A 17,596-nucleotide genomic window follows, 5' to 3' on the forward strand; every position below is an offset into this window, starting at 1 on the left:
ATAATTTCTGAAGACTATACTCGCTCAGGGAAACGCAGTGCCGATTTAACGCAATAAATTGCCAGATACACCCGATTTGGTAGTATGCCGCATTTGAAATGCAAGTTAGCGCTTACTCGCTACCCCATCAACCCACGGAGTAATCTCAAGGATGCGATTAACGACGAAGTTCTCAGCTTTTATCACCTTGCTGACGGGGCTTACCATTTTTGTCACCCTTCTGGGCTGCTCTCTGAGCTTTTACAACGCCATTCAGGACAAACTGGTCAACCGGGTACAGTCCGTCGCGTCGGTGATTGATACGCGTCTGCTGACGACGCCGCTACCGGCGCTCACCCGTGAGCTCGATGAGTTGATGGTACCTGTTGATATTGTTCAAATCGACATTCAGCAGGGAAAGCATCGTGTGTTAAGCCATGAACGGCCGGGAAGCTACCGGCCTGCGGGCGTGGTGAGCCAGTACCGGGAGGTGACGGTGCATTCCCTGAAAAATCCGGGGATGACCATCCACATGGTCTACCTCGATCCGATGGCCAGCTATTTCCGTTCGATGATGACCACCGCGCCGCTCACCGTGGCGGTGGCGTTCATCGTCCTGCTGATCTTTCTCGCGGTCCGCTGGCTGCGCCGCCAGCTCTCCGGACAGGAGCTGCTGGAGATGCGCTCCGTGCGGATCCTTAACGGTGAGCGCGGCCCGCAGGTGCGTGGTTCCGTCCACGAATGGCCGTCACGCGCCAGCAGCGCGCTGGATACGCTGCTCTCGGAAATCCAGTTTGCCAGCGACCAGCGCAGCCGTATGGATTCGCTGATCCGCTCCTATGCCGCCCAGGATAATAAAACTGGCCTGAACAACCGCCTCTTCTTTGATAATCAACTCGCCACGCTGCTCGACGATTCGGAAAAAGTGGGGACGCACGGGGTCGTAATGATGATTCGCCTGCCTGATTTCGATCTCCTGCGCGACACCTGGGGACAGCGGGCTGCGGAAGAAAATCTCTTTACGCTGATCAACCTGCTCTCCACCTTTATTATGCGCTACCCGGGTGCGCTGCTGGCCCGCTATCACCGCAGCGACTTTGCCGTGTTGCTGCCGCACCGAACGCTGAAAGAGTCAGAAAGCATCGCCAGCCAGCTGCTGAAGGCGGTGGATGCGCTGCCGCAGAGCAAAATGCTCGACAGGGACGATATGGTCCACATGGGGATCTGCGCCTGGCGTGGCGGACAATCCACAGAACAGGTGATGGAGCATGCGGAAGCGGCCACCCGCAACGCCGTGTTGCAGGGCGCGAACGGATGGGCGGTGTATGATGACTCCCTGCCGGAAAAAGGGCGCGGTAACGTGCGCTGGCGTACTTTGATTGAGCAAATGCTGAGTCGCGGCGGACCGCGTATTTATCAAAAACCCGCGGTCATGAAAAACGGCAACGTTCATCACCGTGAACTGATGTGTCGTATTTTTGACGGTACGGAAGAGGTTATTTCTGCGGAATATCTGCCGATGGTCCTGCAATTTGGTCTGTCCGAAGAGTATGACCGCCAGCAAATTAGCCGTTTGATTCCGTTTTTATCATTCTGGCCTGAAGAGAGCCTGGCGCTGCAGGTCACCGTGGAGTCATTAATACGCCCGCGTTTTCAGCGCTGGCTGCGTGATACATTAATGCAATGCGAAAAATCGCAACGCAAACGCATTATTTTTGAACTTGCTGAGGCTGATGTAGGTCAACACATCAGCCGGTTACGTCCGGTGGTACGTTTGATCAATGCGCTCGGTGCGCGTGTCGCGGTGACGCAGGCAGGTTTAACGCTGGTCAGTACCGACTGGATTAAGGCGCTGGATGTGGAGTTATTAAAGCTACATCCAGGGCTGGTAAGGAATATTGAGAAGCGTACGGAAAACCAGCTGCTGGTACAGAGCCTGGTAGAAGCATGCAAGGGAACGCGAACACAAGTATTCGCTACGGGCGTGCGCTCCAGAGGGGAATGGCAGATGTTAACAGAGCGCGGTGTCATGGGTGGTCAGGGGGATTTTTTTGCTGCCTCTCAACCGCTTGACACCAACGTGAAAAAATATTTGCAAAGATACTCTGTTTGACCTGCCGTTTACGCTGTTTTCACGTAGAATATCGCGCCTGTAGCTTTGAGTATGTCGAGCAAAAAGCCAGTGAACGACCTTAACGGGTTACAAACGTCAGTGGGGAACGCTACTGTTTACTCAGCCCTGAGGGAGTCAGGGGATGATTTTGTAACATCAGGAAACGTACTGCACAAATTTTCACCGTTGCAGATGATTTTTGCGCCTTGTCGCTGCTGCGTGTGGTTGGTAAAGTAAGCGGATTTTGTTTTCCGCCCCAGCTTTCAGGATTATCCCTTAGTATGTTGAAAAAATTTCGTGGCATGTTTTCCAATGACCTGTCCATTGACCTGGGTACTGCGAATACCCTTATTTATGTAAAAGGACAAGGCATCGTATTGAATGAGCCTTCCGTTGTGGCCATTCGTCAGGATCGTGCAGGCTCGCCGAAAAGCGTGGCCGCTGTGGGTCATGACGCGAAGCAGATGCTGGGTCGTACCCCTGGCAACATCGCCGCTATTCGCCCAATGAAAGACGGCGTTATCGCTGACTTCTTCGTGACTGAAAAAATGCTTCAGCACTTCATCAAGCAGGTTCACAGCAACAGCTTCATGCGTCCAAGCCCGCGTGTTCTGGTGTGTGTGCCGGTTGGCGCAACCCAGGTAGAGCGTCGCGCAATTCGTGAATCTGCCCAGGGTGCTGGTGCGCGTGAAGTATTCCTGATTGAAGAGCCAATGGCGGCGGCAATCGGTGCAGGTCTGCCAGTGTCTGAAGCGACCGGTTCCATGGTGGTGGATATCGGTGGTGGTACCACTGAAGTGGCCGTTATCTCTCTGAATGGCGTGGTGTACTCCTCTTCCGTACGTATCGGTGGTGACCGCTTCGACGAAGCCATCATTAATTATGTACGCCGTAACTACGGCTCTCTGATCGGTGAAGCCACCGCAGAGCGTATCAAACACGAAATCGGCTCTGCGTATCCGGGCGATGAAGTGCGTGAGATCGAAGTGCGTGGCCGTAACCTGGCTGAAGGTGTGCCACGCGGTTTCACCCTGAACTCCAACGAAATTCTGGAAGCACTGCAGGAACCACTGACGGGTATCGTGAGCGCGGTAATGGTCGCGCTGGAACAGTGCCCACCAGAGCTGGCGTCCGATATCTCCGAGCGCGGTATGGTTCTGACCGGTGGTGGTGCGCTGCTGCGTAACCTCGACCGCCTGTTAATGGAAGAGACAGGTATTCCTGTCGTAGTTGCAGAAGATCCACTGACTTGCGTCGCCCGTGGTGGTGGCAAGGCGCTGGAAATGATCGACATGCACGGCGGCGATTTGTTCAGCGAAGAGTAGTCGAGTTTGAGAGGGTAGCAATTTGCTACCCTTTCTCTCTGACGCGAGAATACGCATAGCCTATGAAGCCAATTTTTAGCCGTGGCCCATCGCTACAGTTTCGCCTCATTCTGGCGGTTCTGGTTGCGCTTGGGGTCATTATTGCCGATAGCCGCCTCGGTACGTTCAGCCAGATCCGAACGTACATGGATACCGCCGTCAGTCCTTTCTACTTTATATCCAATGGTCCCCGTGAACTGCTCGACTCCGTTTCTCAAACGCTGTCTTCACGTGACCAACTCGAACTCGAAAACCGGGCATTACGTCAGGAACTGTTGCTGAAAAACAGCGAACTGCTGATGCTGGGGCAATACAAGCAGGAAAATGCGCGTCTGCGTGAACTGCTCGGCTCGCCGCTGCGTCAGGATGAGCAGAAAATGGTCACTCAGGTGATCTCCACCGTGAACGACCCTTACAGCGATCAGGTTGTGATCGACAAAGGGAGCGTCAACGGGGTGTATGAAGGTCAGCCTGTTATCAGTGATAAAGGCGTCGTGGGCCAGGTGGTTGCCGTGGCCAAACTGACCAGCCGCGTGCTGCTGATTTGTGATGCCACGCATGCGCTGCCGATCCAGGTGCTGCGCAACGACATCCGTGTGATTGCGGCCGGGAACGGCTGTACGGATGACCTGCAGCTGGAACACCTGCCGGCCAATACGGATATCCGCGTGGGCGACGTGCTGGTGACCTCCGGTCTGGGTGGCCGCTTCCCTGAAGGCTATCCGGTTGCGGTGGTCTCTTCGGTGAAGCTGGATACGCAGCGTGCCTATACCGTGATTCAGGCGCGTCCAACCGCCGGTTTGCAGCGTCTGCGCTATTTGCTGCTGCTGTGGGGCGCCGATCGTAACGGGGCTAACCCGATGACGCCTGAAGAGGTGCATCGTGTGGCAAATGAACGTCTGATGCAGATGATGCCGCAGGTTCTCCCGCCTGCGGACTCCATGGGGCCGCCTGCGCCAGTCCCGGCGCCGGCAACCGGGTTAACGCAGCCGCTGCCGGATGCGCCGCCACCGCCTAAACTCTCTTCGGGAGGGCAGTAGTGGCAAGCTATCGTAGCCAGGGACGCTGGGTCATCTGGCTCTCGTTTCTTATTGCACTGTTGCTGCAAGTGATGCCATGGCCGGATGACATTCTCGTTTTCCGGCCAAACTGGGTATTGCTCATTTTGCTCTACTGGATCCTTGCCCTGCCGCATCGCGTAAATGTCGGCACAGGTTTTGTGATGGGTGCCATACTGGATCTCATTAGCGGCTCAACGCTGGGTGTGCGCGCCTTGTCCATGAGCATTATTGCGTACCTCGTCGCACTCAAATTCCAGCTCTTCCGTAACCTTGCGCTCTGGCAACAGGCCCTGGTTGTGATGTTGTTGTCGCTCGCTGCGGATATCGTTGTTTTCTGGGCAGAGTTTTTAGTGATCAACGTCTCTTTCCGACCGGAAGTGTTCTGGAGTAGTGTAGTAAACGGTGTGCTCTGGCCATGGCTGTTCCTGCTGATGCGTAAGGTTCGCCAGCAGTTTGCTGTGCAATAAAAGGTTTCTATGACGTCTTTGTATCTCGCTTCCGGCTCCCCGCGCCGTCAGGAACTCCTGACGCAGCTAGGGGTCTCTTTTGAACGCATCGTGACCGGCATTGAAGAACAACGTGCTGAGGGCGAAAGTGCTAACCAGTACGTGTCACGTCTGGCGCGGGAGAAAGCGCAGGCGGGCGTGGCCAGTGTGCCACGCGATCTCCCTGTGCTGGGGGCAGATACCATCGTTATCCTGAACGGTGAAGTGCTGGAGAAACCGCACGACGCCGATCATGCAGCGCGCATGCTGCGCAAGCTGTCCGGACAAACGCATCAGGTGATGACGGCCGTCGCGCTGGCCGATCGCCAGCACGTGCTGGACTGCCTGGTGGTGACGGAAGTGACCTTCAGAGTACTTACCGACGACGACATCGCCGCTTATATTGCCAGCGGTGAACCGATGGATAAAGCAGGTGCATACGGTATTCAGGGGCTGGGTGGCTGTTTTGTCAGGAAGATTCATGGCAGCTATCACGCCGTAGTCGGCTTACCGCTGGTGGAAACGTATGAGTTGCTGAGCAATTTTAACTCACTGCGTGAGGGAAGGGATAATTATGACGGCTGAATTGTTGGTAAACGTAACGCCATCGGAAACCCGTGTGGCCTATATTGATGGTGGCATTCTTCAGGAAATTCATATTGAGCGTGAAGCGCGGCGCGGAATAGTAGGCAATATCTACAAAGGTCGTGTCAGTCGTGTACTACCGGGTATGCAGGCGGCTTTTGTAGATATTGGACTCGATAAGGCGGCATTTTTACATGCCTCCGATATCATGCCGCACACCGAGTGCGTCGCGGGCGAAGAGCAAAAGCAGTTTGCCGTGCGCGACATTTCTGAACTGGTGCGTCAGGGACAGGATCTGATGGTGCAGGTGGTGAAAGATCCCCTCGGTACCAAAGGCGCCCGTCTGACCACCGATATCACCTTACCTTCCCGCTATCTGGTCTTTATGCCTGGCGCGTCGCATGTGGGCGTCTCACAGCGTATTGAGAGCGAAAGCGAGCGCGAGCGTCTGAAAAAAGTGGTCAGCGCCTACTGCGATGAACAGGGCGGATTTATCATCCGTACCGCCGCGGAGGGGATCAGCGAGGAGGACCTGGCGTCGGATGCGGCTTACCTGAAGCGCGTCTGGACAAAAGTGATGGAGCGTAAAAAACGCAACCAGACCCGCTATCAGCTCTATGGTGAGCTGGCGCTGGCGCAGCGCGTTCTGCGTGACTTTGCCGACGCGCAGCTCGACCGCATCCGCGTGGACTCTCGCCTGACGTATGAAGCGTTGCTGGAGTTTACCGCCGAATATATCCCGGAGATGCCAGGCCTGCTGGAGCACTACACCGGGCGTCAGCCGATCTTCGATCTCTATGATGTCGAAAACGAGATCCAGCGTGCGCTGGAGCGTAAGGTTGAGCTGAAGTCCGGCGGCTATCTGATCATCGATCAGACCGAAGCGATGACCACCGTCGATATCAACACCGGTGCGTTCGTCGGCCATCGCAATCTCGATGACACCATTTTCAACACCAACATCGAAGCCACGCAGGCCATTGCGCGCCAGCTCCGTCTGCGCAATCTGGGCGGCATTATCATCATCGACTTCATCGATATGAGTAATGAAGACCATCGCCGCCGCGTGCTGCACTCGCTTGAGCAGGCCCTGAGTAAAGATCGCGTGAAAACCAGCATCAACGGCTTCTCACAGCTGGGGCTGGTGGAAATGACGCGTAAGCGTACCCGCGAGAGCGTGGAGCATGTGCTGTGTAATGAATGCCCGACCTGCCATGGACGCGGAACGGTAAAGACGGTTGAGACCGTCTGTTACGAGATCATGCGTGAAATTGTGCGTGTGCATCATGCCTACGACTCCGACCGTTTTCTGGTCTATGCTTCCCCTGCGGTGGCTGAAGCGCTGAAAGGCGAAGAGTCACACGCGCTGGCGGAAGTGGAAATCTTTGTCGGCAAACAGGTAAAAGTACAAATTGAACCGCTCTATAACCAGGAGCAGTTTGACGTCGTGATGATGTAAGCGCAGTACGCTGCGTGACGAATGCTGACAAGGAGAGATGCGTGAGGCGATTGCCGGGGATTTTATTGCTTATAGGGGCAACGCTGGTCGTGATTGTCGCGTTGCTCGTGAGCGGGCTACGCCTCGTTTTACCGCATCTGGACAGCTGGCGTCCGCAGTTGCTGGCGAAAATCGAATCCACCACCGGCGTGCCGGTGAACGTCAGCCAGGTCAGCGCTAACTGGCAGAATTTTGGCCCGACGCTCGATGTCCGGGATATCAACGCCCGCCTGAAAGATGGCGGCTACCTGAAAATCAAACGCGTGACCCTGGCGCTGGACGTCTGGCAAAGCCTGCTGCATCTGCGCTGGCAGTTTCGCGATCTCACCTTTTATCAGCTCCAGTTCCTGACCAATACGCCGCTGTCTGGCGGCGATAGCGGTCAGGGGCTTGAAGCCAACCGCTTCAGCGATCTTTTCCTCCGCCAGTTCGATCATTTCGATCTGCGCGACAGCGAAGTGAGCTTTATTACCCTTTCCGGTCAGCGCGCCGAGCTGGCGATCCCGCAGCTGACCTGGCTCAACGGTAAGGATCGGCACCGCGCCGAGGGGCAGGTCAATCTCTCAAGCCTGAACGGACAGCACGGCGTGATGCAGGTGCGCATGGATCTGCGCGACGATGACGGCCTGTTAAATAACGGCAAAGTCTGGCTGCAGGCCGACGATGTGGACGTCAAGCCGTGGCTGGGCGACTGGCTACAGCAAAATATGCAGCTGGAAACGGCCCGCTTCAGCCTTGAAGGCTGGTTAACCCTGACGAAAGGCGAATTTGCCAGCGGCGATATCTGGCTCAAGCAGGGAGGCGCGAGCTGGAAAGGTGAAAACCAGCAGCATCAGCTTTCCGTCGATAACCTCACCGCGCACGTGACGCAGGAGAAAGAGGGCTGGCAGTTTGCCATTCCCGATACGCGCATCACGATGGACGGCAAGCCGTGGCCGCGCGGTGCGCTGACGCTGGCCTGGATGCCGGAGCAGGACGTTGGCGGCACGGCCAGTAAACGCAGCGACGAGCTGCGCATCCGTGCCAGTAACCTGGATTTGGCCGCTATTGAAGGGCTGCGCTCGATGGCGGCAAAGCTCTCTCCTGACCTGGGCGAGATCTGGCTGGCTACGCAGCCGAGCGGAAAGATTGATTCTCTGGCGCTGGATATTCCGCTTCAGGCGACGGAAAAAACCCGTTTCCAGGCGACATGGAAAGATCTTGCCTGGAAGCAGTGGAAGCTGCTGCCGGGTGCGGAGCACTTTAGCGGCAAGCTGGAAGGCAGTGTGGAGAACGGCAGGCTGACGGTTGATATGCACGACGCCAAAATGCCTTACGAGACGGTCTTCCGCGCGCCGCTGGAAATCGAACAGGGCAACGCAGTGCTTAACTGGCTACGTAACGATAAGGGTTTTCAGCTCGATGGGCGGCATATCGACGTCAAAGCGAAAGCGGTGCATGCGCGCGGCGATTTCCGCTATTTGCAGCCTGAAGGGGATGAGCCGTGGCTGGGGATTCTGGCCGGGATCAGTACCGATGACGGCTCACAGGCCTGGCGCTATTTCCCGGAAAACCTGATGGGGAAAGCGCTGGTAGACTATCTGAGCGGTGCGATTCAGGGCGGTCAGGCGGATAATGCCACGCTGGTTTACGGCGGTAATCCCCATCTGTTCCCGTACAAACATAATGAAGGTCAGTTCCAGGTTCTGGTGCCGCTACATGACGCCACCTTCGCGTTCCAGCCGGGCTGGCCCGCGCTGAAAAACCTGGATATCGAACTTAATTTCCTCAATGACGGCCTGTGGATGAAGTCCGACAGCGTGGCGCTGGGCGGCGTGACGGCCAGCAACCTGACGGCCAACATTCCGGACTACTCAAAAGAGAAGCTGCTGATTGATGCCGACATCAACGGTCCCGGCAAGGCGGTGGGACCGTACTTTGAAGAGACCCCTCTCAAAGAGTCGCTGGCCGCGACGCTTCAGCAGCTCCAGCTTGATGGCGATGTGAATGCTCGCTTACATCTTGATATCCCGCTGGACGGTGAGATGACCACCGCGAAAGGCGACGTCCGTCTGAAGAATAACAGTCTGTTCATCAAACCCCTTGAGAGCACCCTGAAAAATCTCAGCGGGCAGTTCAGCTTTGAGAACGGTAACCTGAAGAGCGAGCCGCTTACCGCCAGCTGGTTTAATCAGCCCGTGAATATCGACTTCACGACCACTGAGGGTGAAAAGGCGTATCAGGTGGCCGTCAATCTGGATGGCAACTGGCAGCCAGCGCGAATGGATGTCCTGCCGAAGCCGATTGAGGGGGCCGTGGAGGGCGCGGTCGCCTGGAAAGGTAAAGTGGCAATCGACCTGCCTTATCACGCGGGTGCCCAGTACAAGGTCGACATCACGGGCGATCTGAAAAACCTTCACAGCCAGCTGCCTGCGCCGCTGAATAAACAGGCCGGACAGCCGCTGCCGGTGAAGCTGAACGTGGATGGCAACCTGAACAGCTTCGCGCTGACCGGCAGCGCGGGCGGGACGAACCATTTCAACAGCCGCTGGCTGCTTAACCGCAAGCTCACCCTCGACAAAGCCATCTGGACGACGGATAGCCGCTCCACGCCACCGCTGCCGGAGCAGGCGGGCATTGAGCTGAATCTTCCGCCGATGGACGGTGCAGAGTGGCTGGCGCTGTTCCAGAAAGGCGTTGGGCAAAACGTCGATGAAACCGCCCAGTTCCCGCAAGCCATTACCGTACGCACGCCGTCGCTAATGCTCGGCGGGCAGCAGTGGAACAACCTGAGCATTGTCTCACAGCCTGGCGCTAACGGTACGAAGGTGGAAGCCCAGGGCCGAGAGATCAACGGTACGCTGACCATGCGCAATCACGCGCCGTGGCAGGCGGCGATCCGCTACCTCTACTACAACCCGGCAAGCGCCGCGAGCGGGAAAGACAAACCGGCTGCGACGTCGCCGCTGGGTCAAATCTCCCGCGTCGATTTTAGCGGCTGGCCCGATCTCCAGCTGCGCTGTGCAGAGTGCTGGCTGTGGGGGCAGAAATATGGCCGCATCGACGGTGATTTTGCCATCCAGGGAAACACGCTTACGCTCTCGGGCGGCCTGGTTGATACCGGCTTCGGCCGCATGACGGCGGGCGGGGAATGGGTGAATAATCCGGGCGAGCAGCGGACGTCCCTCAAGGGCGACATTAAAGGCAACAAACTGGATGCAGCAGCCAATTTCTTTGGCATCAGCACGCCACTGCGCGGTTCGTCATTTGACGTTAATTACGATCTTCACTGGCGCGACGCCCCGTGGAAGCCGGATGAGGCCTCGCTTAACGGCATTCTGAAAACCCACTTCGGCAAAGGTGAGATCGCCGACGTGAGCACCGGGCGCGCCGGGCAGATCCTGCGCCTCCTCAGCTTTGATGCGCTGCTGCGCAAGCTGCGCTTCGATTTCAGCGATACCTTCAGCGAAGGGTTCTACTACGATTCCATCCGCAGTACGGCGTGGATCAAGGACGGCGTTCTGCACACGGACGACACGCTGGTGGATGGCCTTGAAGCGGATATCGCCATGAAAGGCTCCGTTAACCTCGTGCGTCGCGAACTGGATATGGAAGCCGTGGTGGCGCCGGAAATTTCCGCAAGCGTGGGCGTTGCGGCGGCCTTTGTGGTGAACCCGATAGTCGGTGCGGCGGTATTTGCCGCCAGTAAAGTGCTGGGTCCACTCTGGAGCAAGGTCTCCATTCTGCGCTACCGCATTACCGGTCCGGTGGATAAACCGCAGATTAACGAGGTGCTGCGCCAGCCGCGCAAAGATGCACAGCAATGATTTGACGTGGGCAGGTAATTGCCTCACTCTCAATAAATACGATCTTTATACCGCCACGGGCGGCAACGAACGAGTAGCAATACGATGAGTCTGAACCTGGTAAGTGAACATTTGCTCGCAGCGAACGGCCTGAGCCATCAGGACCTGTTCTCCATTCTTGGTCAACTGACCGAACGCCGTCTCGACTACGGCGACCTTTATTTCCAGTCGAGCTATCACGAATCCTGGGTTTTAGAAGACAGCATCATCAAAGATGGCTCTTACAACATTGACCAGGGCGTCGGCGTCCGCGCCGTCAGCGGCGAGAAAACCGGTTTTGCCTATGCGGATCAGATTAGCCTCGCCGCACTTGAGCAGAGCGCGCAGGCGGCGCGCACCATTGTGCGTGATACCGGCGATGGGCGTGTGAAAACGCTGGGAGAAGTGCAGCACTCTGCGCTCTATACCAGCATCGATCCGCTGCAGAGCATGAGCCGTGAAGAGAAGCTGGATATCCTGCGTCGCGTGGACAAAGTCGCCCGCGCGGCGGATAAACGCGTGCAGGAAGTTTCTGCCAGCCTGAGCGGTGTGTATGAACTGATTCTGGTGGCGGCAACCGACGGTACCCTGGCGGCTGATGTCCGTCCGCTGGTGCGCCTCTCCATCAGCGTGCAGGTCGATGAGGACGGCAAACGCGAGCGCGGCTCAAGCGGCGGCGGCGGTCGTTTTGGCTATGACTGGTTCCTGGGCGACGTTGACGGTGAAGCGCGCGCTGACGCGTGGGCAAAAGAAGCCGTGCGTATGGCGCTGGTGAATCTGAATGCCGTCGCGGCACCGGCGGGGTCATTCCCGGTTGTGCTGGGTGCCGGCTGGCCTGGCGTGCTATTACACGAGGCGGTGGGCCACGGTCTGGAAGGGGATTTTAACCGTCGCGGGACGTCCGTGTTCAGCGGTCAGATCGGGCAACTCGTCTCCTCTGAGCTGTGCACCGTGGTGGATGACGGCACCATGCTTGACCGTCGTGGCTCGGTGGCTATCGACGATGAAGGTACGCCAGGTCAGTACAATGTGCTGATTGAAAACGGCGTGTTGAAAGGCTACATGCAGGACAAACTCAACGCGCGCCTGATGGGCGTCGCGCCGACGGGCAACGGACGTCGCGAATCTTACGCGCACCTGCCGATGCCGCGCATGACAAACACGTATATGCTGCCGGGCAAATCCACGCCGCAGGAGATTATCGAATCCGTTGATTACGGTATCTTTGCGCCAAACTTTGGCGGCGGGCAGGTGGATATCACCTCCGGTAAGTTTGTCTTCTCTACCTCAGAAGCGTACCTGATTGAGAAGGGCAAAGTGACCAAAGCGGTGAAAGGTGCGACGCTGATTGGCTCCGGTATAGAAGCCATGCAGCAGATCTCCATGGTCGGTAACGATCTGAAACTGGATAACGGCGTGGGCGTCTGCGGTAAAGAGGGCCAGAGCCTGCCGGTGGGCGTGGGCCAGCCAACGCTGAAAGTGGACAACCTGACGGTAGGTGGTACAGCCTGACCTGAATCGGCATAAAAAAATGGCGCTACTGATGTAGCGCCTTTTTTTTAACGTAAGTTACCCAGCGGTATCTCCGGATCCGGCTCGTGAGTGATGCGGTTACGCAAGTCACGACGAATAATTTCGATCGACCAGAACCAGACCAGATGGCCTACGATCTCTGAAACGTGTTCATACCACGGCAGCTCAAAGAGCGGTGGCGTCAGCCCCATCAGCGGGAAGGAGATCATATGCACAAAGAGCTGAGCTAACGCACCCGCCAGCAAACCCTGCCAGAGTTTAATTTTCGGGAAGACTTCAGCCACGACACAATAGCCAACAGCGAAGACGATTGAGAAAATAATATGCGTCACGCCGACCCAGTTAAATATATGTCCGGCAAATGTATAAACTGCTGCGTTAGGGTCAACAACGCCCAGCCAGTCGCGTAAAAATACATAGGGAGGGTTTAAAAAATTGCGGGAACAGTCAATCTGGCTTGCGGCTCTTATTAATTGCTCTGGTCCACATGCGCCAGTGAATAAGTCGGAGGGGCTGCGTGGCGGAAGCGGTACTTCGGCTCCCCATTTGACAAACGCGGAGACAATCCCTGCAATTAAACCGATGAACGCGGCGAGTCCATAGCGCCTGCGTGAAGGCGGTGTTTGTTCAAATAGATTCATTTCTTTTCCTTGTTTAACGTCATCCTGCGGAATACATTTTATTATTCATATCAGCAACAAATTAATAACAGTCTGAACAGCAGACTGTTTATAAAGTAAAGGGCGGGCGGTGGTAGTGTCAATTAGCTATTCCTGATAGTGGCGAAGGAATATTCCAGAATGCAGAGGGGTTTTATCCCGGAAATATTCATCGCTCATATACTTTCAGGGATAAATCGATTATTCCTTCCTTCTTCCCCGCATCCCCTGAAACAGCTCCGCCACGTCCACAAAATACTCGGTCAGATAGTTGATACACACCTGGACTTTCAGCGGAAGCTTGTCTTTTTCGGTATACAGGGCGTACACCGGACGCGGATCGGACTGGTAGCGCGGGAAGAGGATCTCCAGCACGCCACTGTTGATCTCGTTGATCACCCACATCAGCGGCACGTAGGCGATCCCGGCTCCGGCCACCAGCCAGCGCGAAATGGTCATCGGATCGTTGGTGACAAACCGACCCTCCGGCAGCAGTCGGGTGGAGATCCCCTCCGGGGCAATCAGCTCAAATTCATTGTCGGGCCGCACGCTGTACTCCAGCCACGAGTGGTTGGTGAGGTCGGCGGGTTTCTCCGGCACACCGTACTGGGCCAGATAGCTCTTCGAAGCGCAGACGACCATCGGCATGCTGCCCAGTCGACGCGAAAACAGGCTGGAATCCTGCAGCGCACCGACCCGGATCACCACGTCCAGACCGTCGGCAATCAGATCCGGCGCAGGGATACCCGTCACCAGATTAACGGTAAGCCCGGGATACTCTTTCAGCATATCCGCCGTCATGGCAGCGAGAACATTTTGTGCCATAGTTGAAGAACACCCGATGCGCAGCGTGCCGATGGGGGTGTTGTTGAAGGCGTAGAGCTGTTCGTGAACATCCTGCACTTCCAGCAGCATACGGCGACAGCCCTGATAGTAAATTTTGCCCGCTTCCGTCAGCCCAATGCTGCGGGTACTGCGGTTGAGCAGCTTGACCTGAAGCTCATCTTCCAGTTTAGACACCGTCTGGCTGATGGATGAGACGCTCATCTGAAGCTGGCGTGCCGCGGCGGTAAAGGAGCCCAGTTCAACCACTTTGGCGAAGACTGACATGCGTTTTAAACGTTCCATTGTTCACTCTGGCTTAAAAGTGATTTAGATCACATATTATAGATAACAGCATAACAGTTACGTTAATATATTATTTATTACATAACGGCTGCGCCATTCTCGCCCGGCGTTTCTTGCTCTCCTGCGATGGCGTGCGCTCAAAAATTCTGAAGCCTGCACTCTCTCTAATCAAGGTCAACATGAGTCTGTTTCCCGTTATCGTGGTGTTCGGTTTGTCCTTCCCACCGATATTTTTCGAGCTTCTTTTATCACTGGCGATCTTCTGGCTGGTGCGCAAGGTGCTGGTCCCTACCGGGATCTACGATTTCGTCTGGCACCCTGCATTGTTCAATACCGCGCTGTATTGCTGCCTGTTCTACCTGATATCGCGCATGTTTGTCTGAGGTTGATGTGAAAACGCTAACAAGAAAAATCTCCCGCACTGCCATCACCATGGCGCTGGTTATCCTCGCCTTCATCGCTATTTTCCGCGCCTGGGTCTATTACACCGAATCACCGTGGACGCGTGATGCACGCTTCAGCGCCGATGTGGTGGCGATCGCCCCTGACGTGGCCGGTCTTATCACGGCGGTCAACGTTCACGATAACCAACTGGTGAAAAAAGATCAGGTTCTGTTCACCATCGACCAGCCTCGTTACCAGAAAGCACTGGAAGAGGCGGAAGCGGACGTGGCCTATTACCAGGCGCTGGCTGCGGAGAAACGCCGCGAAGCTGGCCGTCGTAACCAGCTTGGTGTTCAGGCAATGTCCCGTGAAGAGATTGACCAGTCCAACAACGTGCTGCAAACCGTGCTGCACCAGCTGGCGAAAGCACAAGCAACGCGCGATCTGGCGAAGCTCGATCTGGAGCGTACCGTGATCCGCGCGCCGTCTGATGGCTGGGTGACCAACCTTAACGTCTATGCCGGGGAGTTTATTACCCGTGGCTCAACCGCCGTGGCGCTGGTGAAACAGAACTCCTTCTACGTACTCGCCTATATGGAAGAGACCAAGCTGGAAGGCGTACGTCCGGGCTACCGGGCAGAAATCACGCCGCTGGGCAGCAACCGCGTGTTTAAAGGTACCGTCGACAGCGTCGCCGCAGGGGTGACCAACTCCAGCAGTTCGAACGATGCAAAAGGGATGGCAACGGTGGATTCCAATCTCGAGTGGGTGCGTCTGGCCCAGCGCGTGCCGGTCCGTATCCATCTGGACGAACAGCAGGGCAACCTGTGGCCTGCGGGTACCACGGCGACAGTGGTGATTACCGGTGAAAAAGATCGGGATGCCAGCCAGGACTCGTTCTTCCGTAAAATCGCCCACCGTCTGCGCGAGTTTGGTTAATCGCTATGGGCATCTTTTCCATCGCCAGCCAGCACATTCGCTTCGCCGTGAAGCTGGCGTGTGCCATTGTGCTGGCGCTGTTTGTTGGCTTTCACTTCCAGCTTGAAACCCCTCGCTGGGCAGTGCTGACGGCTGCGATTGTCGCGGCGGGCCCGGCCTTTGCTGCGGGTGGGGAACCCTATTCAGGCGCGATCCGCTATCGCGGAATGTTGCGTATCATCGGGACGTTTATCGGCTGTTTTGCGGCGCTCACCATTATTATTCTGATGATCCGCACGCCGCTGCTGATGCTGATGGTGTGCTGTATCTGGGCGGGCTTTTGCACCTGGATCTCGTCTCTGGTGAAAGTGGAGAACTCCTACGCCTGGGGGCTGGCGGGCTATACCGCGCTGATTATTATCATCACCATCCAGTCCGAGCCGCTGCTGGCTCCGCAGTTTGCGGTGGAGCGATGCAGCGAAATTGTCATTGGTATCGTGAGTGCGATTGTCGCGGACCTGCTGTTCTCCCCGCGCTCCATCAAGCAGGAAGTCGACCGTGAGCTTGACGCGCTGATTGTCGCTCAGTACCAGCTGATGCAGCTCTGCATCAAGCACGGCGACAGCGAAGAGGTGGATAAAGCCTGGAGCGGGCTGGTTCGCCGCACGCAGGCGCTGGAGGGGATGCGCAGCAATCTTAATATGGAGTCGTCACGCTGGGCCCGCGCTAACCGTCGTCTGAAAGCCCTTAATACGGTCTCGTTAACGCTGATTACCCAGGCATGTGAAACCTATCTGATTCAGAACACCCGGCCGGAAGCGGTCACCGATACCTTCCGCGAACTGTTCGCCGAGCCGGTGGAAACGGTGCAGGACGTGCACAAGCAGCTGAAGCGTATGCGCAGGGTTATCGCCTGGACAGGGGAGCGCGACACGCCGGTAACCATCTACACCTGGGTCGGCGCCGCGACGCGCTACCTGCTGCTGAAACGCGGCGTGATCGGGAATACCAAAATCAGCGCGGCGGAAGAAGAGGTGTTGCAGGGCGAAGTGGTGATCAAGGCGGAATCCGCCGAGCGCCATCACGCGATGGTTAACTTCTGGCGTACGACGCTTGCCTGTATGCTCGGCACGCTGTTCTGGCTGTGGACAGGCTGGACGTCCGGCAGCGGCGCGATGGTGATGATTGCCGTCGTGACCGCGCTGGCGATGCGTCTGCCTAATCCGCGTATGGTCGCCATCGATTTCCTTTACGGCACCATCGCCGCCCTGCCGATAGGCGCGCTCTACTTTCTGGTCATCATCCCGTCGACGCAGCAGAGCATGCTGCTGCTCTGTATTAGCCTGGCGGTAATGGCGTTCTTTATCGGCATTGAAGTGCAAAAGCGACGTCTGGGATCGCTGGGGGCGCTGGCGAGTACGATTAACATCATCGTGCTCGATAACCCGATGACCTTCCATTTCAGCCAGTTCCTCGACAGCGCGTTAGGTCAGCTGGTGGGCTGTTTCCTGGCAATGATGGTGATTCTGCTGGTCCGCGATAATTCGCAGGCAAGAACGGGCCGCGTGCTGTTGAACCAGTTTGTGTCGGCCGCCGTGTCGTCGATGACAACCAACACCGCGCGCCGTAAAGAGAACCATCTGCCCGCGCTCTACCAGCAGCTGTTTTTACTGCTGAACAAGTTCCCGGGCGATATCGGCAAGTTCCGGCTGGCGCTGACCATGATCATTGCACACCAGCGTCTGCGTAACGCACCGGTGCCGATCAACGACGATCTGTCTGCCTGGCACCGCCAGCTGCGTCGTACCGCTGACCACGTGCTTTCCGCCAGCAGTGATGACAAACGACGTCGCTACTTTACGCAACTGCTTGAAGAGCTGGATATCTACCAGGAGAAGCTTAAAACCTGGGAAGCGCCGCCACAGGTGACCGAGCCGGTAGGACGGCTGGTGTTTATGCTGCATCGCTACCAGAATGCCCTCACGGATAGCTGACCGAAGTAAAAAAACCGACGCCAAAAGCGTCGGTTTTTTTGTGGCTATACTTATTCCAGCACGTTCTTACA

At 56.5% G+C, this 17,596-nt stretch carries 13 protein-coding genes; 11 read left to right on the forward strand and 2 right to left on the reverse strand.

What is annotated here, in order from left to right; genetic code table 11:
• The first annotated feature begins 151 nt into the window (after positions 1–151).
• The 8 genes from csrD (at position 152) to tldD (ending at position 12,421) form a co-directional block, all read left to right on the forward strand.
• Positions 152–2,092 carry an RNase E specificity factor CsrD gene (gene csrD, locus CWR52_RS14725; RefSeq protein WP_104949998.1) on the forward strand — a complete coding sequence of 647 codons (1,941 nt, stop codon included), beginning with the start codon at positions 152–154 and terminating at the stop codon, positions 2,090–2,092.
• Between the two features lie 281 nt (positions 2,093–2,373).
• Positions 2,374–3,417, forward strand: coding sequence for a rod shape-determining protein MreB (mreB, locus tag CWR52_RS14730; protein WP_000913396.1), 1,044 nt, complete (start codon positions 2,374–2,376; stop codon positions 3,415–3,417).
• Positions 3,418–3,479: 62 nt separating this feature from the next.
• Positions 3,480–4,496 carry a rod shape-determining protein MreC gene (gene mreC / locus CWR52_RS14735; protein WP_032650442.1) on the forward strand — a complete coding sequence of 339 codons (1,017 nt, stop codon included), beginning with the start codon at positions 3,480–3,482 and terminating at the stop codon, positions 4,494–4,496.
• Entirely contained in the window at positions 4,496–4,984 is a 489-nt protein-coding gene (gene mreD, locus CWR52_RS14740) for a rod shape-determining protein MreD (protein ID WP_023309399.1), read from the forward strand. Before mreC ends, mreD begins: the two co-directional genes overlap by 1 nt.
• Before the next feature lie 9 nt (positions 4,985–4,993).
• Complete coding sequence (locus CWR52_RS14745) at positions 4,994–5,587, forward strand: Maf family protein (RefSeq protein ID WP_104949999.1); 594 nt, start codon at positions 4,994–4,996, stop codon at positions 5,585–5,587.
• Positions 5,577–7,046, forward strand: coding sequence for a ribonuclease G (gene rng, locus CWR52_RS14750; protein WP_008502847.1), 1,470 nt, complete (start codon positions 5,577–5,579; stop codon positions 7,044–7,046). The genes CWR52_RS14745 and rng overlap by 11 nt, the downstream gene beginning before the upstream one ends.
• Positions 7,047–7,087: 41 nt before the next feature.
• The gene (gene yhdP / locus CWR52_RS14755) at positions 7,088–10,891 is read left to right on the forward strand and encodes an AsmA2 domain-containing protein YhdP (RefSeq protein ID WP_104950000.1); all 3,804 of its coding nucleotides are present in this window, start codon (positions 7,088–7,090) and stop codon (positions 10,889–10,891) included.
• Between the two features lie 84 nt (positions 10,892–10,975).
• Complete coding sequence (gene tldD / locus CWR52_RS14760; protein WP_045910133.1) at positions 10,976–12,421, forward strand: metalloprotease TldD; 1,446 nt, start codon at positions 10,976–10,978, stop codon at positions 12,419–12,421.
• A gap of 47 nt (positions 12,422–12,468) precedes the next feature.
• On the opposite strand, the gene CWR52_RS14765 is transcribed toward tldD, so the two are convergent.
• Both CWR52_RS14765 and aaeR read right to left on the reverse strand, forming a co-directional pair.
• Positions 12,469–13,083, reverse strand: a complete 615-nt coding sequence (locus tag CWR52_RS14765; RefSeq protein ID WP_023331418.1) for a YagU family protein — start codon at positions 13,081–13,083, stop codon at positions 12,469–12,471.
• Between the two features lie 219 nt (positions 13,084–13,302).
• Positions 13,303–14,229: an HTH-type transcriptional activator AaeR gene (gene aaeR, locus CWR52_RS14770; protein WP_023309395.1), complete on the reverse strand. Its 927-nt coding sequence runs from the start codon at positions 14,227–14,229 to the stop codon at positions 13,303–13,305.
• A gap of 179 nt (positions 14,230–14,408) precedes the next feature.
• Here aaeR and aaeX point away from each other — a divergent pair, with 179 nt between their 5' ends.
• Genes aaeX through aaeB form a run of 3 tightly spaced genes read left to right on the forward strand, consistent with a single transcriptional unit; the run spans position 14,409 to position 17,525 of the window.
• Complete coding sequence (gene aaeX / locus CWR52_RS14775; protein ID WP_003860416.1) at positions 14,409–14,612, forward strand: p-hydroxybenzoic acid efflux pump operon protein AaeX; 204 nt, start codon at positions 14,409–14,411, stop codon at positions 14,610–14,612.
• A 7-nt stretch (positions 14,613–14,619) separates the two neighbouring features.
• A complete protein-coding gene (gene aaeA / locus CWR52_RS14780; protein ID WP_023309394.1) occupies positions 14,620–15,552 on the forward strand; it encodes a p-hydroxybenzoic acid efflux pump subunit AaeA in 933 nt (310 codons plus the stop codon).
• Between the two features lie 5 nt (positions 15,553–15,557).
• Complete coding sequence (aaeB, locus tag CWR52_RS14785; RefSeq protein ID WP_045910132.1) at positions 15,558–17,525, forward strand: p-hydroxybenzoic acid efflux pump subunit AaeB; 1,968 nt, start codon at positions 15,558–15,560, stop codon at positions 17,523–17,525.
• Positions 17,526–17,596: the final 71 nt, after the last annotated feature.

The organism is Enterobacter sp. SGAir0187 (assembly GCF_002952735.2).
GTDB lineage: Bacteria > Pseudomonadota > Gammaproteobacteria > Enterobacterales > Enterobacteriaceae > Enterobacter > Enterobacter quasiroggenkampii.